Raw genomic sequence first — 20,202 nt, 5'->3', positions numbered from 1 at the left:
TTTTTTACAGCGTTGGCTCCTGAGGCGAAGAGGGTGCCGGGCCCGGCGACGGCAGCAGCTGATACATCTGCACCGGCATCCGCACTTCTGCCAGATCGAAATGTTTTTTCACCATGCTGTCGAGGGCGAAACGCACCGTCCATTGCTTCAGCGGCTGGGTGGTGAAGGAGACGCGCAGCGTAAAGGCGGTGCTGGTCAGCCCGACAATCCCGGCAAACGATGGCTCGCCGATAATCAAACCGCGAATATCCTCTCTCTCCAGCAACTCATCCACCGCCGCTTTCAATGCGGCTTGGGCTTTCTCAGCATCTTCATGCCTGTCCACATCGTAATTCGCGACTACCGAACCGATGCCGCGGACAAAGTTGGCGAAGGTGGTGATCGAAGACCACGGAATAATATGGTATGCGCCGGTGTCCTGGCGCACCCCCACGGAACGAATCGACATCCGCTCTACGGTGCCAGTCAGCGGCCCGATAGTCACCAGATCCCCGGTGTTCATCCCATTTTCAAACTGAATGAAGATCCCGGTAATGATGTCCTTCACCAGCGTCTGTGAGCCGAAGGAGATCGCCAGTCCCAGTGCCCCTGCACCCGCCAGCAGCGGGGCGATATTCACCCCGATCTCCGACAGCACAATCATGATGGTGATGGTGCTGATCACCACCGCCAGCGCGTTACGGAACAGGGTTAACAGCGTGCGGGCGCGAGCGCTGGGCAGCGGGCGACCATGAATATCCGACGCCAGTCGGTTCTCGATCAGGCTTGCCAGGATCGTCCAGCCGATGGCGGAGAAGAACAGGATCAGCGCGATGCGGATCAGAATATCCACCGTCTTTTCACCGGCGCCGTTGTGCAGCCAGTTCCAGAAGTCGAACAGCCCCCAGGCGCTGAGCAGCAGCATGATGGCGACACTGACCGTCAGGAACCGGGCCACCTTCAGCGACATGGAGATCCAGCCGTTGAGCCGCTTCTGTAGCTCCGGGTAGTTGCGCTGCACGTGCGGCGACAGGGTGATGGTTTTCGCCAGCCAGCGCGACAGCAGCCCCGACACAAAGGCGGCGATACCGACGATGGCCAGGCTGCGGAAGGTGGCACCCATCATAAACTTCAGGCTATTTCCCGGATCGAACAGGGAGAAGAAGCACAGCACGATAAAGTAAGCGCTCGCCAGCCAGTGCCACACCAGCGCAAAGGCGCGAATAAACAGGCTGAAGAAGGCGAGGGAGCGGTCGGCAAGGTGGAGCAATCCCTCGGTAATGGCACGTTTGTTGTGAAAAATCAGGTACAGCGCCCAGACGGTGATGCACAGCATAATCAGCACGTTGGCCAGGGCGCCAATCTGGACGTTAACCTGATTGGAGATAATAGGCACCGCCACCAGCAGGCCATAGCCGATCATGCTGCTCAGAATGCTCAGCCGGAGCGACCAGTAGTGGGCGGCGCGATCGCTAATCCCAAAGGGACGTAGATCCGGCACCCGCGGGCAAAATATCAGTCGCAGGATCGCTTTGAAGAACTCAATCAGCGCGAAGGCGTTGAGGAACAGCGTCTGCTGGAAGGCGATGGTGGGGTTGCCGGTATTAAGATATTCGCTGAGGATCTGGCCGACAAACAGGGTCAGCGCCAGCAGCAGCAGGTCGATAATAAAGGCGCTGGCGATGGTCAGCGGCAGGTGGATCCAGCTGCTGGTTTCCCGGTTCTTTCTGCGTCCCCAGCTGCCCATCTTGCGGTACAGCGGCCAGGCGCAGAGCCTCACCAGCCAGTAAAAGGCAAAGACTAACCCGGCGAGGAGCAAAAACTGCCGTGCGGCAACGACGAAAGTCTGCGGGTTAAAGGCTTTATGCGGAGAGCCAATCAGGTTGCGGTAGAGCTGGGCGAAACGGGAGGAGAGCGCATCGCCGTAATGACGGCTGATATCGGTCACGTTCTCCAGCACGGTCTTCTCTTCTTCGATCTCCGGCGGCGTGATTTTGGGCACCGGCTCCTGCGGCGGCGTGGCGGCCACGCTGCGCAGCTGGGTGATCAGCTCCTGGCGTGAGGCGTCATTTTCCAGCACGTCGGCCAGCGCGGAATAGGCGGCTTTCTTCTGCTCTACGTCCGGCTCGGCAGGCGGGGTTGTTGCTTCACTGGCAGCAGCAGCGGGAATGCCCGGCAGGCTGACCGCCTGAGCAGGCAGGCAAAACAGGCTTATCAGAAGCAGCAGGATCCAGGGCACAGCGTCCTCCGGTGACAATATTGTGCAAAGTGATAAGTATAGAAGGCGAACGGAAGCGGGGGTTTTTTGGGAAGATTCCGGGGGAATAACAGGCCGGGCAAGCGTTAGCGCCGCCCGGCGAGACATTACGAAACGTGCTGGAGGAACTCCTGCAAACGCTGGCTCGGTGGGTTCTCAATCAGTGCCTGCGGATTGCCATCTTCGGCAATACGGCCTTTATCGATAAAGATCAGACGCGAAGCCACTTTCTCGGCAAAACCGATTTCGTGGGTCACGATCACCATCGTCATTCCTTCTTCCGCCAGGTCCTGCATAACCTTCAGCACTTCATGGCGCAGTTCCGGGTCGAGGGCCGAGGTCGGCTCATCAAACAGCATCATTTTCGGTTTTACCGCCAGCGCACGGGCAATCGCCACACGCTGCTGTTGGCCCCCGGAGAGCTCAGACGGGTAGTGATGCCCGCGCTCCGCCAGCCCAACTTTTGCCAGCAGCTCTTTTGCAAGCCGCTCCGCCGCCGCTTTGTTGGCCCCGCGCACGCGCAGCGGGCCGAACATCACGTTCTCCAGCGCCGTCAGGTGCGGGAAGAGGTAGAACTGCTGGAACACCATCCCGGCTTCCTGACGGATCAGGCGCTCGTCCACTTTCGGATCGTTGACCTTCAGGCCATCGACAATCAGATCGCCGCTGGTGATCTCTTCCAGCTTGTTGATGCAGCGCAGCAGGGTCGATTTACCGGAGCCGGATGGCCCGATAATCACCACCACTTCGCCGGTCTGGATCTGCAGATCGATATTGTGCAGCACCTGGGTCTGGCCAAAATGCTTGGAAACGTTTTTAAATTCAATCACAGGATTTTCATCCTTCTTTCAAGACGACGCAGCACGAAGCTCAGTGCCAGGGTAATAATCAGATAGACCACCGCAACGGCGCTCCAGATCTCCAGGGCGCGGAAGTTACCGGCAATGATCTCCTGGCCCTGACGGGTCAGTTCAGCCACACCGATAACAATAAACAGCGAGGTATCTTTAATGCTGATGATCCACTGGTTGCCCAGCGGCGGCAGCATGCGACGCAGCGCCAGGGGCAGGATCACGTGGCGGATGGTTTCGCGACGGGAGAGACCCAGCGCCAGACCGGCCTCGCTAAAGCCCTTGTGGATCGACAGCACCGCACCGCGGGTGATCTCAGCGATGTAAGCACCGGAGTTGATCATAATAGTGACCACCGCCGCGCTGAACGGGTCAATGCGCAGATCGGTAAAGGCCATCGGCAGGGCGAAGTAGATAAACATCACCTGCACCACAATCGGCGTGCCGCGAATCACTTCGATGAAAACCAGCGCTACGTGGTTGGCTATCCAGCCGCCGTAGGTGCGGGCAAAACCGGCAACGAGGCCGATAATCAACCCGCCAACCAGACCGAGGACCGAAATCCACAGGGTCATTTTGGCGCCTTCAAGCAACAGAGGAATGGCAGGCCAGATGGCGCTCCAGTCAAACTCCATGATGTGTTCCTGTATACCGTGGTGAAAACAACAGGGGGCGAAGTTCGCCCCCAGGATAATAACTGCTCAGAACCTGATTATTATTTTGGCTCAGTTCCGAACCATTTTTTGTAAATTTCGTTGTAGGTGCCGTTGTCGCGCAGGGTTTTCAGCGCGCCGTTCACCTTAGTACGCAGGTCGTCGGAGCCTTTCGGGAAGGCGATACCGTATTCCTGTGCTTCCAGGGAATCACCTACCGCTTTGAACTTGCCGTTACCTGCGGTTTTGATGAAGTACAGGATGTTTGGCGTGTCGTGCAGCACGGCGTCAGCACGGTTGGTGCCGAGTTCCATGTAGGCGTTGTCGATGTTCGGGAACTGACGCAGGTCTTTGGTTTTGATGTTGGCTTTGGCGTAATCAACAGAGCCGGTGCCGCTCTTCACCGCGACCACTTTACCGTCGAGATCTTTCGCGCTTTTTACGTCGTTGTTGTCCGCTTTCACCATCACCAGCAGGCCGCTTTTGTAGTAGCCGTCAGAGAAGTCGATCGCTTTTTTACGTGCGTCAGTGATGGTGATACCGGCCAGCGCCAGGTCAACGTTTTTAGTTTGCAGTGCCGGAACGATGCCGCTGAAGTCCATTGGCTTCAGGGTGTAATCCAGTTTCAGTTCTTTCGCGATGGCCGCCCACAGATCCACGTCAAAACCAACGTACTGATCGCCCTGTTTAAATTCAAACGGTACGAAGGCGGTGTCGGTGGCAACAATCAGTTTTTTATCAGCGGCCTGAGAAGAAACCGCAAAAGCCAGGGTAAGTGCAGCCAGTGAAACTTTTAATACAGACTTCATAGCATTTCCTTTTATATCCACGGGGCGATCCCCTGCGAGAACGAACGGCTCTATGAAAAAATCGTGCCAACTTTACAAGAGGTTGTTTTTAAAAGGCCAGCACGCATTTCATTGCACAAAAGGTGTAGCAATGACGGCAGATTGCACCATAACGAAGCACTGTTTTGGTGCAGAGAAACGCCATCACTAACGGTTATGCTATTAAGCGCAAATATCGATGAGAAAACAATCTTTCGTTAACGATTGTGTGAAGTGATTATTACAAATGCTTTACGTTTGCGGCGAGAGAGGGGAAATGAATGCACTATAAAAGTGCAAAACCCCCGCCGAAGGCGAGGGTGTGATAGCAAAATGCTATGGATTACTCGATGTTAGACTCGATGAACCACAGGAACTGATCCAGGTCGCGGGAAGCGGCGGTCAGGATGTCAGCGGTATCTTCGTCTTTTGCTTCACCAATCGCTTTACGCACGTCGTTTGCCACGACAGCGTAACGATCCGCCAGCTCTTTCAGGTGGTCCTGCACGCTGTGGATATCCAGCGGGTAGCTTTTCAGCGCTGTTTTGCTGTTGATCACCTGAGTGGTGCCCAGCGCCACGCCGCCCAGCTGCACGGCACGTTCAGCCATGGTATCCAGATGAGTAGTCAGTGCAGTACGGAAGCCGTCCAGCATCTCGTGTACAGCAATAAAGTTTGCGCCGCGCATATTCCAGTGGGCCTGTTTGGTAATCAGCGACAGGTCAATGAACTGGATCACCTGGCGATTCAGCAACTCAATCGTCGCTTTCTTATCGCTGTCAGAGACATCGTTACGGGTATACAGCAGATTAGGTGCTTTTGTTTTTACCAGTTTAGCGGTAGGCATAATCTCATTTCCTCTTGATGTTGGCGTCCAAAGTAATTTCCGAAATCAAGTATAGCACCGGCTATAGAAGGCGCGATTGGGTACTGCCTATTGGTTTAATAGTGAAAGGCGGATTGTGATAGTTAACTTATTGAAAATACAGTGGTATTTATATTGAGGGGTAAATTTATCTTATTTTTCACTGGCCTGGCGAAGGGATAAGGCGATATTTCAAAATAATGACACCAAATGCGAATGGGAATATTTTGCCGGGAAGCCGCTTCCCGGCAAAATAATGGTGGCTAGCGGATATCCACCTCTTCGACTTTGCTCTCCCGGCGCAGGGTGAGCGTCGACCCCATCGAGGCGGCAATGATCGAGCACAGCGCCAGGGTCTGGATAAAGGTCAGGGATTCGCCGAGGAACACCATCCCGGAGATCGCCGCCAGCGCGGGCTCCATGCTCATCAGGGTGCCGAAGATGCGGGTCGGCAGGCGCGTCAGGGCAATCATCTCCAGCGAGTAGGGGAGGGCAGTTGAGAGCACCGCCACCGCCAGGCCCACCGGCAGGATCGACCACTGCCAGATAGACTCGGTAGCCTGGGCCATCCCCAGTGGCACAAAGACGATAGCGGCAATCAACGAGCCCAGCGCCACGGTGGCCGGGCCGTGCTCTTCCCCGGCACGCTGCCCGGTGAGGATATAGACCGCCCAGCAGGCCCCCGCTCCCAGCGCCAGCGCTGCACCGGTCAGGTCAACGTGCGAGACGTCCTGCCCCAGCGGCAACAGAAACCACAGCCCCAGCACCGCCAGCACTACCCAGACGAAATCCACCGGACGACGGGAGGAGAACAGGGCCACCGCCAGCGGGCCGGTAAACTCCAGCGCCACGGCGATCCCCAGCGGCACCGTCTGAATCGACAGGTAGAAGAGATAGTTCATCGCCCCCAGCGACAGCCCGTACAACAGCAGGGGCAGGCGCTGCTCCTTTTGAAAACGCAGCCGCCAGGGTTTAAAGATCACCACCAGGATCAGGGTACCAAGAGCAATACGCAGCGCCGTCACGCCAGGGGCACCCACTATCGGGAAGAGCGATTTTGCCAGCGAGGCACCGCTCTGAATAGAGAGCATGGCGATGAGAATGACTACTATGGGCAACCAGACCGGCGCCCTGCGAGACAACCCAGGCATCCTTTCTCCTGTCAGTTTCTGTCAAAGGAAGTAAAGAGGGGGAGTGTAAAGGAAATAACGCCGTGCGGTTGAGACTTTGTTGAAAAAAAGTCGCCGTAAATCCGTAAAATGGCCTCATAGCGCCGGGTGATTTCTGTAACAGATTAGGAATTGTCTGGATGAATGTATTGTGACTGACGCGCATTCTTAGCTCATCGCAACACAAATTCAGTGTTTTTTGAACAAGATAGCTGTGGTTGGAAATGTTTAGTTACATGAAAAGCCGCGTTAGACATCACGAAGCACAAAGAGTTTCACAAGATTTTTTGATATATTTAAAACTTACGGATTTACTTGAAGCACATTTGAGGTGGTTATGAAAAAAATTGCATGTCTTTCAGCACTGGCAGCTGTTCTGGCTGTTTCCGCAGGTTCCGCTGTAGCAGCGACCTCTACCGTGACTGGCGGTTACGCTCAGAGCGATATGCAGGGCGTGATGAATAAAACCAACGGTTTCAACCTGAAATATCGCTACGAGCAGGACAACAACCCGCTGGGTGCTATCGGTTCCTTCACCTACACTGAGAAAGACCGTTCCGAAGACGGCGCTTACAACAAAGCTCAGTACTACGGCATCACTGCTGGTCCAGCTCTGCGTCTGAACGACTGGGCAAGCATCTACGGTGTTGTGGGTGTTGGCTACGGTAAATTCCAGCAGACTGAAAACCAGGGCTTCAACCGCACTGCAACTAACAGCGACTACGGTTTCTCCTATGGCGCTGGTATGCAGTTCAACCCAATCGAAAACGTTGCGCTGGACTTCTCTTATGAGCAGAGCCGCATCCGTAACGTTGACGTTGGCACCTGGATTGCAGGCGTAGGTTACCGCTTCTAATCACTTCGGTGAGCCAGTAAAAAAACCCGCTTCGGCGGGTTTTTTGTTTTCTCCCTCTCCCTGTGGGAGAGGGCCAGGGTGAGGGCATCAGGCCGCACAATCGTTACCGGCTTTTCGTCTCAAACAGATCCGTCCCCAGATGGTTGTAATCCACTTTCTGCAACTTAAAGTTGGTCACATACACCGGCGGCGCCTTGTCGTTGGTCATAAAGCGGTACTTATTGACGATCTCTTTCGCCTTAATCCCCGTCCACTGCGAGAAGAAGCTTAAAAAATCATTCGCCGAACGGCGCGCCTTGACGATGCGATGGGCTTTATCATCGCTCGACAGCACCATAAACGGTACCTGGAAGTTCTGCTGGAAGTTGTCGTCGTGGGCCAGGTACTGCACCTCTTTCCCGCGCTCTTTAAACGCCAGCCCGTGATCGGAAAAATAGACCATCGAGAAACTCTCCCCGGTGTTTTGCAGCTGGGTATAAAGCTTGCTGAGCAGGTCGTCGGTCTGGGTCATGGTGTAGAGATAACACGAGGTCTCTTTCGACTGTACAAAATCAGTATATTTCCCCTGGGTGCGATCACAGGCCTGCGGGTGGGAGCCCATCAGGTGCAGGACGATCAGCTGCGGCTGGGTGCGCTGGGTGCTGAAGACCTGTTCGGTCATTTTCAGCAACGCCTCATCCCGGGTGTTTTTATCCGCCTCGAAATCACCGCTTTTCAGGAACTGCACCTCGTCAGCACGTTTAGCGATGCTGGCGATAGCCGTATCGTATTCACCGATCTGCCCCTGGTTGGAGAACCACCAGCTCTGGAAACCAGCGCGGTTGGCCAGGGTGACAAAGTTATCCTGATACTGCGGCTTGTTATCCACCACCCGGTTGAGCGTCAGCCCGAGCGACTTCTGCGTTGAACCACTGGCGGCAACGTAGTCGGTAAACAGCGTGCCGTTGACCTTGCTGGCGAACGGGGTGTTGTTCCAGTGTCCACCGAAAGCGCCCAGCGCGTCACGACGGGCGCTTTCACCGATCACCACCATATAGATATGGTACTTGGGTTTCACCGCCAGCACGTTCCAGGTGTCCTTCATCTGCGACAGCGCGGCCATCCGGGCCTGCTCCTCAACCACTTCCTGGTTATTCACCACCACATCTTTGACAAAGCGAAACACCGGATAGCCCGTATCTTTCAGCTTGAAGACGCCGCCCCAGGCCAGGTTTTGCACCGGGGCGACAAAAAAGGCCACCAGGCTGAACACCAGACACAGGCCGTCGATTTTGCTCCAGGCCTTTTTAGGCTGCGGCTTACGGCGCACGGCGATAACGCCGAGCGCAAAGATAAACAGGCCGACGACGTAGCTGTACCACGGGAAGATGGTGAGGATCTCCGTCGACTCCTCCATGTTGGTGGAGTGCATCGCCAGCAGGGTATTGAAGTTTGGCGCGCCGTAGGCCTGGCCAAAGGGGAAATACATCGCCGCCACCAGGGAGCAGATCCCGATCAGCCCTTTTTGTACCCGTGGCGCGCTCAGCCAGAGCAGATGCAGCACACAGGTAAAGGCAACGGCATACAGCAGGCTAAAGGGGTAGCCAAAGGCAAAGTTAATCAGCAGCGACTGTAAAAAGTAGAATCCGGTCCACGGGCTTAAGGCCCGGCTGCGGGTGATGAGCGTTTCTTTCAGGGTTAAATTCATAGGTCACTATCGTGAAAACGCCATGTGCTCACCCTGGCGTCAAGGGTCAAAACCTGCCTGAGAATGCGTAGAAGGGGAGAGGAGGTCCGCATCTGCGAGCCGCAAATAGTGCAGGGCTGCAAGAAGATAGAGCCAGTGGCCGTTAAGGTCAACAGTTATAAAGGGGGTGTTTTGCGAAGGGGATTACATTTCCGCAAAAAAGGTCCGGGCATAACGTGGAGACGAACAGTATAGAGGGGATAAATGACACAAAAATGAAGCGGCGTACCGCGACGCCGCTTAGTTCGAAGGTTTGTTCTGCTGTGGTTTGCCGTTAATGATGTCGCAAATCATATTCAGCAGCATTAAGCGTACTTTAAAGGGAGAGTGGCTGAACACGCGTATACACCTCTTGAATTCGTTCATCGTGACCTCCTGCGGGTTGATCCCTTCGATCCGTGAAGGGTGACTGCATTACATACAGATATAGCACAGGCTATGTTATATGGCTATGGCTATATCGTTAATTTTTTGTGGTTGTGTAGTGATGGTTTACAATGGCCGCTTATCTATTGATACGCTTGATGTGTCCCCCGCTTGAGGAAGCACAATGAACCGCCGTGCAGGTAATCCAACAACAAAAAAAATGACGCAACTGGTCAATGTCGAAGAGCATGTCGAAGGATTTCGCCAGGTTCGGGAAGCGCATCGCCGCGAGCTGATCGATGATTATGTCGAGCTGATCTCAGATCTGATCCGCGAAGTGGGGGAGGCCCGTCAGGTGGATATGGCCGCGCGCCTTGGCGTCTCTCAGCCGACGGTGGCCAAAATGCTCAAGCGTCTGGCAACGGTTGGCCTGATCGAAATGATCCCCTGGCGCGGCGTGTTTCTTACCCCGGAAGGGGAGAAGCTGGCGCAGGCTAGCCGCGAGCGCCATCAGATTGTCGAAAACTTCCTGCTGGTGCTGGGCGTCAGCCCTGATATCGCCCGCCGTGACGCTGAAGGGATGGAACATCACGTCAGCGAAGAGACGCTGCAACAGTTCCAGGCCTTTACGCTGAAATATGGATCCTCCGCAGAATGACCCTGCCAGGCTTGCGGGCGCTGGCCCGGGATCGCTTCTTTCATCTGTTATTGATTATCGGGGTCGGACTTAGCTTTCTGGTGCCCTTCGCTCCTGAGCGCTGGCCTGCCGCCATTGACTGGCACACCATTATTACCCTCGCCGGGCTGATGATGCTGACCAAAGGGGTTGAGCAGAGCGGGTTTTTTGACGTACTGGGGCGTAAGCTGGTGCGCCGTTTCGCCACTGAGCGACGGTTAGCGCTCTTTATGGTCTTCTCCGCGGCGCTGCTGTCGACCTTCCTGACCAACGATGTGGCGCTGTTTATCGTGGTGCCGCTCACTCTTACCCTGCGCAAGCTGTGCGAAATCCCGGTCAACCGGCTGATCATCTTTGAGGCGCTGGCGGTCAACGCCGGGTCGCTGCTTACCCCGATTGGCAACCCGCAGAACATCCTGCTGTGGGGACGCTCCGGGCTGTCGTTTGCCGCCTTCACCTGGCAGATGGCCCCCCTGGCGCTGGTGATGGTGCTGACCCTGATAGCCCTGGGCTGGTTCGCCTTCCCGGCAAAACCGCTGCACTATCACAGCGGCAGCGCGGCGGCCCAGTCGAAACCGCGGCTGGCGTGGAGCTGTCTGGCGCTTTATCTGATGTTTGTCGTGGCCCTCGATCTCAAACAGGAGCTGTGGGGCGTGCTGCTGGTGGCGGGAGGTTTTCTGCTGCTGGCTCGCCGGGTGTTGATAAGCGTCGACTGGACGCTGCTGCTGGTCTTTATGGCGATGTTTATCGACGTCCATCTCCTGATTCAGGTTCCGGCCTTGCAGGGGGTGCTGCAAAATGTGACCCATCTGTCCCAGGGCCAGCTATGGCTGACCGCTATCGGCCTGTCCCAGGTGATCAGCAATGTGCCTTCCACCATCCTGCTGCTTAACTATGTCCCGCCAACCGCACTGCTGGCGTGGGCGGTGAATGTTGGCGGCTTTGGCCTGCTGCCGGGGTCGCTGGCTAACCTCATCGCCCTGCGGATGGCCAACGATCGCCGGATCTGGTGGCGCTTCCACCTGTGGTCCCTGCCGATGCTGGCCTGGGCCGGGCTGATCGGATTCGGATTATTCCTTCTCAAATAGTGCCCTATTTGTAAGGTTTTCCTGGCAAATGTATAGCAACGTCCTAACTTTAGTGAGCGGCATAAATTGTGATGCCGTTCACTAACAGGACGGATGCTGTTCTATGGCGGAAGAAAACCAACCCTCTGAAAACACCGATAATAAAGAGACTCAACGTAAACGCCCCGGCAAAAAGCCGCTGATCATTCTGGGTGTTGTGGTGATCGTAATGGTCATTGTGGCGCTGGTATGGTGGTTTATGACCCGTAACCAGGAGACCACCGACGACGCCTTTACCGAAGGTGACGCTGTGACCATTGCCCCCAAAACCGCAGGCTATGTCACCGAGCTGCGGGTGCGCGATAACCAGCGGGTGAAAAAGGGCGATCTGCTGGTAACCATCGATCCCCGGGACACCAGCGCCCAGCGCGACCAGGCCAAAGCCCAGCTTGGCCTGGCTGAGGCCCAGCTGCATCAGGCCCAGGCGCAGCTGGCGCTCTCGAAGGTGCAATACCCGGCCCAGCGCGATGAAGCCAACGCTCAGGTGATCAAAGCCCAGGCGGATCTCGCCAATGCCCAGGCGGAGTATCGCCGCCAGCGCGGCGTCGATCCCCGCGCCACCACGCAGCAGAGCATCGATGCGGCCAACGCCCAGTTGCGCAGCGCCCAGGCCCAGCTTGCCAGCGCTAAAGCGCAACTTGAGGTGGCCTCGCAGGTGCAGCTGCAAATTCGCCAGCAGGAGACCAACGTCGAAGCCCGGGAGCGTCAGGTGGAGCAGGCCCGCGCCCAGCTGGAGACCGCAGAGCTCAACCTCTCTTACACCGAGGTCCGCGCCCCCTTTGATGGCTACATAACGAAACGCAACGTCCAGACCGGCACTCTGGTGCAGGCCGGCACCGCGCTCTTTTCGCTGGTCTCAACCGATATCTGGGTGGTCGCCAACTTTAAAGAGTCGCAGCTGGAGCGGATGCGTCCCGGTAATAAGGTCACGCTGAGCGTCGACGCCTGGCCGGATCTGGAGCTGGAAGGGCATATCGACTCCATCCAGCAGGGGAGTGGCTCGCGCTTTGCCGCCTTCCCGTCGGAGAACGCCACCGGCAACTTCGTGAAGATCGTCCAGCGCGTGCCGGTAAAAATCGTTATCGATAAAGGTCTGGATCCGAACCAGCCGCTGCCGCTCGGCCTCTCGGTTGAACCCAAGGTAACCGTGGAATGAGTGAGCACAGCCATGAAAACTGGCGGCCCGCCAGCAACCCGTGGGCGGTGGCGATTGTCGTCACCCTTGCGGTGTTTATGGAGATCCTCGACACCACCATCGTCAACGTGGCGCTGCCCCACGTGGCGGGCTCGCTCTCTGCCAGCTACGACGAATCCACCTGGGTGCTCACCAGCTATCTGGTGGCCAACGGCATCGTGCTGCCCATCTCGGCCTTTCTGAGCCGGGTCTTTGGCCGCAAGCAGTTCTTCCTGATCTGCATCGTGATGTTTACCGTCTGCTCCTTCCTGTGTGGGATCGCCACCGAGCTGTGGCAGATCATCCTGTTCCGTATCATGCAGGGCTTCTTCGGCGGCGGCCTGCAGCCCACTCAGCAGTCGGTGCTGCTCGACTACTTTAAGCCGGAAGATCGCGGCAAGGCTTTTGGCCTGTCGTCCATCGCCATCATCGTCGCCCCGGTGCTGGGGCCGACGCTCGGGGGCTGGATCACCGATAACTACTCCTGGCGCTGGGTGTTCTTTATTAACATTCCGGTGGGGATTGTGACGGTGCTGGCGATCTACCAGCTGCTGGAAGATCCACCCTGGGAGAGTAAATCGAAAGAGAAGATCCCTATCGACTGGACCGGGATTGGCCTGATCGCGCTGGGTCTCGGCTGCCTGCAGGTGATGCTCGACCGGGGCGAGGACGAAGACTGGTTTAACTCGAACTTTACCCGCACCTTCGCGGTGCTGACCCTGGTTGGCATTATCGGCGCCATCTACTGGCTGCTGTATGCCAAAAAGCCGGTGGTGGATCTGCACTGCATGAAGGATAAAAACTTCGCCGTCTCCAGCCTGCTGATGGCCGGGATGGCAATGATCCTGTACGGCAGTTCAGTGGTGATCCCGCAGCTGGCCCAGCAGGATCTGGGCTATACCGCCACCTGGTCCGGGCTGGTGCTCTCCCCCGGGGCGATCCTGATCGTCCTCACCATCCCGCTGGTGCTGAAACTGATGCCGATCGTGCAGACGCGCTGGATCATCGCCTTCGGCTTTACCTGTCTGGCGGTGTCGTTCTTCTGGTCCCGCACGCTCACGCCGGATATCGACTTCGAGACCCTGGTGCTGTTCCGCAGCGCCCAGTCGATCGGGCTGGGGTTCCTGTTTGTGCCCCTGACCACCATCGCCTTTATCTCGATTCCCCGGCAGCTGAACGCCGACGCTGCGGCGCTGTTTACCATGTTCCGCAACGTGGCCGGGTCGATCGGCATTTCGCTCTCTACGGCGGCCATTACCGAGCGTTCGCAGGCCCACAGCGCCCATCTCGCCACCCACACCTCAGCGTTCGATGAGCCGTTCCAGCACACACTTCGCGAGATGGCGCAGGCGGTGCAGAACTTCACCACCCAGGTGGGCGACCCCGCTGGCATCGCCACCGGGCGCATGTACCAGGTGATGATCGAACAGTCGCGATTCCTGGCCTACATCGACGTCTTCACCATTCTGAGCGTGGTGGCTCTCTTACTGATTCCGTTTTGTTTGTTGCTCTCGCCGGTTAAGAGCGAGGGAAGTGCAGGAGCACACTGATGATTTGCAGACGTTTAAGCCCCCTGATGATAATGCTGTTGCTGGCAGGCTGTGCCGTGGGGCCCGACTACCAGCAGCCCGCGCCGCAAACGCCGACCCACTGGAACGATCCGGGCGACGGCGGGGCGAAATCGCAAACCGCATCCACCGCCATCAATCCGCGCTGGTGGAAAACCCTCGGCGATCCGCAGCTGGACAGCCTGATTGAACGCGCCATTGCCGGCAACCTCTCCCTGCAGCAAACCGTGCTGCGCATCGCCGGCGCGCGGGAGCAGATTAATCAGGCGGGCGGGGCTTTCTTCCCGGCGGTGAACGGCAACCTGCAGGCCACCCGGCAGCAGCTGGGGCTGGAAGGGGAGCTGAAATCCCACGGCGTGTACGATCGGCTGGATGATGTCGATCCCGAGCTGCGCGGGGCGCTGGGGCCGCTGACCCAGCCGATTAACCTTTACCAGGGCAGCTTTGATGCCCAGTGGGAGCTGGATCTGTGGGGCAAGGTGCGCCGTCAGGTGGAAGCCGCCGACGCCCAACAGCAGGCGGCCATCGAGCAGCGTAACGACGCCCTGGTGTCGCTGGAGGCCGAAGTCGCCCGCGGCTGGCTCCAGCTGCGCGGCGCCCAGAGCAGTATCGCCACCCTCAACACTCAGATTGAGAGCGCGCAGCAGACCCTGGAGCTGACCGACAGCCGCCAGCGCGGCGGCCTGTCGCCGCAGATGGACGTGGAGAACGCCCGCGCCCAGCTCGGCAACCTTGAGGCGCAGCTTCCGCAGTATGAAGCCCAGGCCCGGCAGGCGATGAACGGCCTGGCGATCCTGCTGGGTAAACCGCCGGGGGCGCTGGACGGCGAGCTGCAGGCCAGCAAACCGCTGCCCGCACTGCCGGAGATTGTCCCCACCGGTATTCCCTCCACGCTTGCGCGGCGACGTCCGGACGTGCGTGAAGCCGAGGCGAACCTGCATGCGGCCACCGCGCAGATCGGCGTGTCGGTGGCGCAGCTGTTCCCCAGCGTCTCGCTCAGCGGCCAGTTTGGCCTGCGTAACAGCGAAGCCAGCTGGCTCACCGACTGGAGCAGCCACTTCTACAGCGTCGGGCCGCAGGTCTCCATCCCCATCTTCCAGGGCGGACGGCTGGTCTCCAGCGTGAAGGTCGCCCGGGCGCAGCAGGGTGCCGCGGTGCTGGAGTATCGTCAAACGGTGCTCACCGCGCTGGGGGATGTGGAAAACGCGCTGGTCAGCTACCGCACCGACCAGAAGCGGGAAGCGGGATTGAACAAAACTATCGATGCGCTGCAAAACGCCTTCGATCTGGCAAGCAGCAGCTATCGCCAGGGGATCGCCACCTTTATCGACGTGCTGGATGCCCAGCGCCAGCTGGCGCAGGCGCAGCAGCAGCGGGATCAGGCCCGGGTACAGAGCGCGCTGGATCTGGTGGCGCTCTATAAAGCCCTCGGCGGGGGCTGGGAGCCGTATCAGCAGGTCCAGCTGCCGGACTACGCCGTCTTTGGCGACGCCCCGCGCGGATAAGTTCAGAGGATTGGGCAAGAAACGGGCAGGAACCGCACATTCGCCGTCGGCGTGAGCCGGGTATAACTATCGGGTACTCAACACACGAGGAGCGTCACATGCGATATCAAAAACTGGGTAATACCGGCCTGTTTGTTTCTGAGCTCTGCCTCGGGACCATGACCTTCGGCGGCGAAGGCGGGATGTGGGGCAAGATAGGCCAGCTCCAGCAGCAGGAGGCCGAGCAGCTGGTGGGTCGTGCGCTGGACGCGGGGATCAATTTTATCGATACCGCCAACGTCTATTCAGAAGGGCGCTCGGAATCCATCACCGGCCAGGCGCTAAAAAACCTGAAGATCCCGCGTGAAAACGTGGTGGTAGCAACCAAAGTCTTTGGCGAGACGGGCACCGCCGGGGTTAACTCCCGCGGCAATTCGCGTCATCACATCATCAGCAGCGTGAAAGAGAGCCTGCAGCGTATGCAGCTGGACTATATCGATCTCTACCAGCTGCATGGTTTTGACCCGGCCACCCCAATTGAAGAGACGCTCTATGCCCTGGATAACCTCGTTCAGCACGGACATGTGCGCTACGTCGGCGTCTCCAACTGGGCGGCCTGGCAGATTATGAAAGCGCTGGGGATCTCCGAGCGGCTGGGGCTGGCGCGTTTTGCCTCCCTGCAGGCTTACTACACCATCGCAGGCCGCGATCTTGAGCGCGAGCTGGTGCCGATGTTGCAAAGCGAGAAGGTGGGGTTAATGGTCTGGAGCCCGCTGGCAGGCGGGCTGCTGAGCGGCAAATACGACCGCGACGGCCAGGTGCAGGGCGGTGGCCGCCGTCAGGAATTTGACTTCCCGCCGGTGGATAAAGCGCGGGCGTTTGATTGCGTGGACGTGATGCGCCACATTGCCGACAGCAAAGGGGTATCGGTCGCGCAAATTGCCCTCGCCTGGCTGCTCCATCAGCCGGTGGTCAGCAGTGTGATTGTGGGGGCGAAACGGGTGGATCAGCTGGACGACAATATCGCCGCGACGGCGATTCGCCTCAGCGACGACGAGCTGAAACAGCTGGATGCCGTCAGCGCGCTACCGCCAGAATATCCAGGCTGGATGCTGGAACGGCAGGGGGAATATCGCCGTAACCAGCTGGCGCAGAGGTAATTTTTTGCTGTTCAGAGGAAACTTCCGTTCACCTTATGACCGGTAGACTATGAAATCCCTGCACCTGTGAACGGGAAAAGGGGGCCACCGCGGCCCCCTTTTCAATCCCCGCGGCCCCGCAACGAAATCGGTGCTTCGCACTGCGCTCACCTCCCGACCTGCTGCCTGCGGTCGGCTCAACTCGACGTCCTGTCTCGCTTCGCCTCTGGCCGCCATCCATGGCGTCCAGCCCTTGTCATCCGGTCTCCGGTTCGCCGATTTCAGCGGGACTTAACACCCGTGCCATATTCAGACAATGAAATGACTTGTTTAAAAATTCTTTCAGAAGATGGTGAAGGTAGAGGGGACGACAGTCCGGCTGAAAATCGCCGAAGCGTTTCCTGTAGGCCGGGGCGAGGCGCATGGATGCGCCGAGAGGGCGTGACCTACATGGATGTAGGATCACGCCCGACCCGAAAGCCGAAAGGAATAAGCTGAGGGAACCGCGAAGCGGCGATTTTCTTTGCCGGGAGCCGGGATTGTTAAGGGGGCGGCGGTAGCCCCCTTAACACGTTCACCGCAGCTGGGTATGCATAATGCAGAGATGCTGTAGTGAACGGAACAATTCCACTGCTATGACAGAATTGTTCTCTTACGATCGGTCGATCAGTTCAGACGAACCGGCATCCCGGAACGGTTGTTGATCGCTTGCTCAACGATGGTCGCATCCACGTCCTGCTGGCCGGTGATGGCCTGCACGTTGCTGGTCAGGGTGACCGGCACGGTGACGTTGTTGTTGATCTGCTCTTCGCTGGTGGACAGCGGGTTATGCACTTCGAGGTAACGGCTGCCATCCGGCTCGGTAGTTGCTTTTACCGGCTCGTTGATGAACTGCACGCGGGTGCCTACCGGCACGTTCTCGAACAGGAATTTGATATCGTCGTTACGCAGACGCACACAGCCGTGGCTCACGCGCAGGCCGATACCGAAGTTGGCGTTGGTGCCGTGGATCGCATACAGACGACCAATGTACAGGGCGTACAGACCCATCGGGTTATCCGGGCCAGCAGGAACAACGGCTGGCAGCGGCTCGCCCGCGGCAATGTACTCGGCGTGCATTTTCGCGGTCGGCGTCCAGGTTGGGCCCGCTTTCTTACGCTCAACTTTGGTGGTCCAGTTCATCGGGGTATCTTTCCCCAACTGGCCGATACCGATTGGCAGCACGATCACCGTGTTGGTGCCTTTCGGGTAGTAATACAGACGCATTTCGGCGCTGTTGATGACGATGCCTTCATGCACGGTATCCGGCAGGATCAGCTGCTGAGGAATATTCAGCACGGTACCGCCCTTCGGCAGGTACGGATCGACGCCTGGGTTGGCTTCCATCATGTTGGACAGACCCAGCTGATATTCAGCTGCGAAATATTCCAGTGGCTGGCTGTTACCCTCTTCAACGGTCACAACCTGGTTCTGACCCACCAGACGGCTACCGTCGGTTGGCAGTGGATAGGTGACAGCAGAAGCGGTCTTGCAAAACCCTACTACGGCAAACGCCGCCGCGAAAAGCGAAGTTAATTTCATATTCATGGTGTGCGAGGTATCTGTGCCACTTGGCAGGTTGTTTAAAAGTCTGAACGGTTTAGGGAGCGCATTATATGTGCATTCCTGACCGCATGGAATTCGGATGTGTACTAAATCACACTTTTTTCCGTTTCGTTAAAGTTTAGCGTTATGTTGTTACACGGGATCTCATTTCGGAATTGTGGCATAATGCCGGGTTTATCACACTTCTCGCAGGAATCTCCCGTGTTAGTTACCAGCAACGTCACTATGCAGTTTGGCAGTAAGCCGCTGTTCGAAAACATTTCCGTCAAATTTGGCGGCGGCAACCGTTACGGCCTCATTGGTGCCAACGGTAGCGGAAAATCCACCTTCATGAAGATCCTTGGCGGCGATTTAGAGCCGACGCTGGGCAACGTTTCTCTCGATCCGAACGAGCGCATCGGTAAGCTGCGTCAGGATCAGTTCGCCTTTGAAACGTTCACCGTTCTTGACACGGTGATCATGGGCCACGGTGAGCTGTGGGAAGTGAAGCAGGAGCGCGACCGCATCTATGCCCTTGCCGAAATGAGCGAAGAAGATGGCTATAAAGTGGCCGACCTCGAAGTGCTGTACGGCGAAATGGATGGCTACTCTGCGGAGTCCCGTGCCGGTGAGCTGCTGCTGGGCGTGGGCATTCCGGTTGAACAGCATTACGGTCTGATGAGCGAAGTCGCGCCAGGCTGGAAGCTGCGTGTTCTGCTGGCGCAGGCGCTGTTCTCTAACCCGGACATCCTGCTGCTCGACGAACCCACGAACAACCTGGACATCGATACCATTCGCTGGCTGGAGCAGACGCTGAACGAGCGTAACAGCACCATGATCATCATCTCGCACGACCGTCACTTCCTGAACATGGTCTGCACCCACATGGCGGATCTGGACTACGGTGAACTGCGCGTGTACGCCGGTAACTACGACGAGTACATGACTGCCGCGACCCAGGCGCGTGAGCGTCTGCTGGCCGATAACGCCAAGAAAAAGGCGCAGATTGCTGACCTGCAATCCTTCGTCAGCCGCTTCAGCGCCAACGCCTCTAAATCGCGTCAGGCCACCTCGCGTGCCCGCCAGATCGACAAAATTAAGCTGGATGAAGTTAAAGCCTCCAGCCGTCAGAACCCGTTCATCCGCTTCGAGCAGGATAAGAAACTGTTCCGTAACGCCTTAGCCGTCGAAGAGCTGACAAAAGGTTTCGACAACGGTCCGCTGTTCAAAAACTTCAACCTGCTGCTGGAAGTGGGCGAGAAGATCGCCATTCTGGGTGCTAACGGCGTGGGTAAAACCACCATGCTGAAGACCCTGGTGGGTGAACTGGCTCCGGATAACGGTACCGTGAAATGGTCCGAGAACGCGCAGATTGGTTACTACGCCCAGGATCACGCCGAAGATTTCGACAACGATCTGACCGTCTTCGACTGGATGAGCCAGTGGAAGTCTGAAGGCGATGACGAGCAGGTGGTGCGCAGCTTCCTTGGCCGTCTGCTGTTCAGCCAGGACGACATCAAAAAGCCGGCGAAGGTGCTTTCCGGTGGTGAGAAGGGCCGTATGCTCTTCGGCAAGCTGATGATGCAGAAACCGAACATTCTGGTGATGGATGAACCAACCAACCACCTGGACATGGAATCGATCGAATCGCTGAACATGGCGCTGGAGATGTATCAGGGCACCCTGATCTTCGTCTCTCACGACCGTGAGTTTGTCAGCTCGCTGGCGACCCGCGTGATTGAAATTACGCCGCAGCGCGTGGTGGACTTCAGCGGTAACTATGAAGATTACCTGCGCAGCAAAGGTATCGACGGTTAAAATAAACCCCTCTCCCTAACCCTCTCCCCACAGGGGAGAGGGGATTGCCCGGTGCGGTTTTCACCCTCGCCCCTATGGGGAGA

At 57.5% G+C, this 20,202-nt stretch carries 17 protein-coding genes; 8 read left to right on the top strand and 9 right to left on the bottom strand.

Annotated features, from left to right (window positions below):
- Positions 1 to 4: 4 nt before the first annotated feature.
- The 6 genes from ybiO to rhtA form a co-directional block, all read right to left on the bottom strand.
- On the bottom strand, positions 5 to 2,218 hold the full coding sequence (gene ybiO, locus LG383_RS12240) for a mechanosensitive channel protein (RefSeq protein ID WP_106992449.1): 2,214 nt from the start codon (positions 2,216 to 2,218) through the stop codon (positions 5 to 7).
- A 125-nt stretch (positions 2,219 to 2,343) separates the two neighbouring features.
- Entirely contained in the window at positions 2,344 to 3,066 is a 723-nt protein-coding gene (gene glnQ / locus LG383_RS12235; RefSeq protein WP_106992450.1) for a glutamine ABC transporter ATP-binding protein GlnQ, read from the bottom strand.
- Entirely contained in the window at positions 3,063 to 3,722 is a 660-nt protein-coding gene (gene glnP, locus LG383_RS12230) for a glutamine ABC transporter permease GlnP (RefSeq protein WP_106992451.1), read from the bottom strand. Before glnP ends, glnQ begins: the two co-directional genes overlap by 4 nt.
- A gap of 80 nt (positions 3,723 to 3,802) precedes the next feature.
- The gene (glnH, locus tag LG383_RS12225) at positions 3,803 to 4,549 is read right to left on the bottom strand and encodes a glutamine ABC transporter substrate-binding protein GlnH (protein WP_106992452.1); all 747 of its coding nucleotides are present in this window, start codon (positions 4,547 to 4,549) and stop codon (positions 3,803 to 3,805) included.
- Between the two features lie 361 nt (positions 4,550 to 4,910).
- Entirely contained in the window at positions 4,911 to 5,414 is a 504-nt protein-coding gene (dps, locus tag LG383_RS12220) for a DNA starvation/stationary phase protection protein Dps (protein WP_142488788.1), read from the bottom strand.
- A 281-nt stretch (positions 5,415 to 5,695) separates the two neighbouring features.
- Positions 5,696 to 6,583, bottom strand: a complete 888-nt coding sequence (rhtA, locus tag LG383_RS12215) for a threonine/homoserine exporter RhtA (RefSeq protein WP_225759249.1) — start codon at positions 6,581 to 6,583, stop codon at positions 5,696 to 5,698.
- 355 nt (positions 6,584 to 6,938) lie between these two features.
- Here rhtA and ompX point away from each other — a divergent pair, with 355 nt between their 5' ends.
- Positions 6,939 to 7,457: an outer membrane protein OmpX gene (gene ompX / locus LG383_RS12210; RefSeq protein ID WP_106992455.1), complete on the top strand. Its 519-nt coding sequence runs from the start codon at positions 6,939 to 6,941 to the stop codon at positions 7,455 to 7,457.
- 103 nt (positions 7,458 to 7,560) lie between these two features.
- On the opposite strand, the gene LG383_RS12205 is transcribed toward ompX, so the two are convergent.
- Both LG383_RS12205 and mntS read right to left on the bottom strand, forming a co-directional pair.
- Positions 7,561 to 9,144 carry a phosphoethanolamine transferase gene (locus LG383_RS12205; protein WP_225759248.1) on the bottom strand — a complete coding sequence of 528 codons (1,584 nt, stop codon included), beginning with the start codon at positions 9,142 to 9,144 and terminating at the stop codon, positions 7,561 to 7,563.
- 279 nt (positions 9,145 to 9,423) lie between these two features.
- Positions 9,424 to 9,549 carry a manganase accumulation protein MntS gene (gene mntS / locus LG383_RS12200; protein ID WP_106992457.1) on the bottom strand — a complete coding sequence of 42 codons (126 nt, stop codon included), beginning with the start codon at positions 9,547 to 9,549 and terminating at the stop codon, positions 9,424 to 9,426.
- Between the two features lie 184 nt (positions 9,550 to 9,733).
- Here mntS and mntR point away from each other — a divergent pair, with 184 nt between their 5' ends.
- The 6 genes from mntR to LG383_RS12170 all read left to right on the top strand — a co-directional run bounded on the left by mntR (position 9,734) and on the right by LG383_RS12170 (position 16,738).
- Positions 9,734 to 10,207 (top strand): manganese-binding transcriptional regulator MntR, encoded by a 474-nt coding sequence (mntR, locus tag LG383_RS12195; protein ID WP_106992458.1) that lies wholly within the window; start codon positions 9,734 to 9,736, stop codon positions 10,205 to 10,207.
- A complete protein-coding gene (locus LG383_RS12190) occupies positions 10,204 to 11,313 on the top strand; it encodes an anion transporter (protein ID WP_225759247.1) in 1,110 nt (369 codons plus the stop codon). The genes mntR and LG383_RS12190 overlap by 4 nt, the downstream gene beginning before the upstream one ends.
- 103 nt (positions 11,314 to 11,416) lie before the next feature.
- Positions 11,417 to 12,508 (top strand): HlyD family secretion protein, encoded by a 1,092-nt coding sequence (locus LG383_RS12185; protein WP_225759246.1) that lies wholly within the window; start codon positions 11,417 to 11,419, stop codon positions 12,506 to 12,508.
- Positions 12,505 to 14,076, top strand: a complete 1,572-nt coding sequence (locus tag LG383_RS12180) for a DHA2 family efflux MFS transporter permease subunit (RefSeq protein ID WP_166181925.1) — start codon at positions 12,505 to 12,507, stop codon at positions 14,074 to 14,076. The genes LG383_RS12185 and LG383_RS12180 overlap by 4 nt, the downstream gene beginning before the upstream one ends.
- Positions 14,076 to 15,599 carry an efflux transporter outer membrane subunit gene (locus LG383_RS12175; protein WP_225759245.1) on the top strand — a complete coding sequence of 508 codons (1,524 nt, stop codon included), beginning with the start codon at positions 14,076 to 14,078 and terminating at the stop codon, positions 15,597 to 15,599. Before LG383_RS12180 ends, LG383_RS12175 begins: the two co-directional genes overlap by 1 nt.
- A gap of 98 nt (positions 15,600 to 15,697) precedes the next feature.
- Positions 15,698 to 16,738, top strand: coding sequence for an aldo/keto reductase (locus LG383_RS12170; RefSeq protein WP_225759244.1), 1,041 nt, complete (start codon positions 15,698 to 15,700; stop codon positions 16,736 to 16,738).
- Positions 16,739 to 17,383: 645 nt separating this feature from the next.
- Here LG383_RS12170 and ldtB read toward each other — a convergent pair.
- Complete coding sequence (gene ldtB, locus LG383_RS12165) at positions 17,384 to 18,304, bottom strand: L,D-transpeptidase (protein ID WP_225759243.1); 921 nt, start codon at positions 18,302 to 18,304, stop codon at positions 17,384 to 17,386.
- Positions 18,305 to 18,523: 219 nt separating this feature from the next.
- On the opposite strand from ldtB, the gene LG383_RS12160 reads away from it, so the two are divergent.
- Positions 18,524 to 20,119: an ABC-F family ATPase gene (locus tag LG383_RS12160; protein WP_225759242.1), complete on the top strand. Its 1,596-nt coding sequence runs from the start codon at positions 18,524 to 18,526 to the stop codon at positions 20,117 to 20,119.
- The last annotated feature ends 83 nt before the right edge of the window (positions 20,120 to 20,202 follow it).

Origin of the sequence: Leclercia sp. Marseille-Q4284 (genome assembly GCF_916618945.1) — a bacterium.
Lineage (GTDB): Bacteria > Pseudomonadota > Gammaproteobacteria > Enterobacterales > Enterobacteriaceae > Enterobacter > Enterobacter tamurae.
Note: the sequence above shows the minus strand (reverse complement) of the source record. Positions and strands in the feature narration are given on the sequence as shown.

Coding starts and splice junctions, on each gene's coding strand:
- ompX (WP_106992455.1), top strand. CDS start 6,939: ATGAAAAAAATTGCATGTCTTTCAGCACTGGCAGCTGTTCTGGCTGTT.
- mntR (WP_106992458.1), top strand. CDS start 9,734: ATGAACCGCCGTGCAGGTAATCCAACAACAAAAAAAATGACGCAACTG.
- LG383_RS12180 (WP_166181925.1), top strand. CDS start 12,505: ATGAGTGAGCACAGCCATGAAAACTGGCGGCCCGCCAGCAACCCGTGG.
- glnH (WP_106992452.1), bottom strand. CDS start 4,549: ATGAAGTCTGTATTAAAAGTTTCACTGGCTGCACTTACCCTGGCTTTT.
- mntS (WP_106992457.1), bottom strand. CDS start 9,549: ATGAACGAATTCAAGAGGTGTATACGCGTGTTCAGCCACTCTCCCTTT.
- LG383_RS12190 (WP_225759247.1), top strand. CDS start 10,204: ATGACCCTGCCAGGCTTGCGGGCGCTGGCCCGGGATCGCTTCTTTCAT.
- glnP (WP_106992451.1), bottom strand. CDS start 3,722: ATGGAGTTTGACTGGAGCGCCATCTGGCCTGCCATTCCTCTGTTGCTT.
- LG383_RS12170 (WP_225759244.1), top strand. CDS start 15,698: ATGCGATATCAAAAACTGGGTAATACCGGCCTGTTTGTTTCTGAGCTC.
- ldtB (WP_225759243.1), bottom strand. CDS start 18,304: ATGAATATGAAATTAACTTCGCTTTTCGCGGCGGCGTTTGCCGTAGTA.
- LG383_RS12205 (WP_225759248.1), bottom strand. CDS start 9,144: ATGAATTTAACCCTGAAAGAAACGCTCATCACCCGCAGCCGGGCCTTA.
- LG383_RS12175 (WP_225759245.1), top strand. CDS start 14,076: ATGATTTGCAGACGTTTAAGCCCCCTGATGATAATGCTGTTGCTGGCA.
- rhtA (WP_225759249.1), bottom strand. CDS start 6,583: ATGCCTGGGTTGTCTCGCAGGGCGCCGGTCTGGTTGCCCATAGTAGTC.
- LG383_RS12185 (WP_225759246.1), top strand. CDS start 11,417: ATGGCGGAAGAAAACCAACCCTCTGAAAACACCGATAATAAAGAGACT.
- dps (WP_142488788.1), bottom strand. CDS start 5,414: ATGCCTACCGCTAAACTGGTAAAAACAAAAGCACCTAATCTGCTGTAT.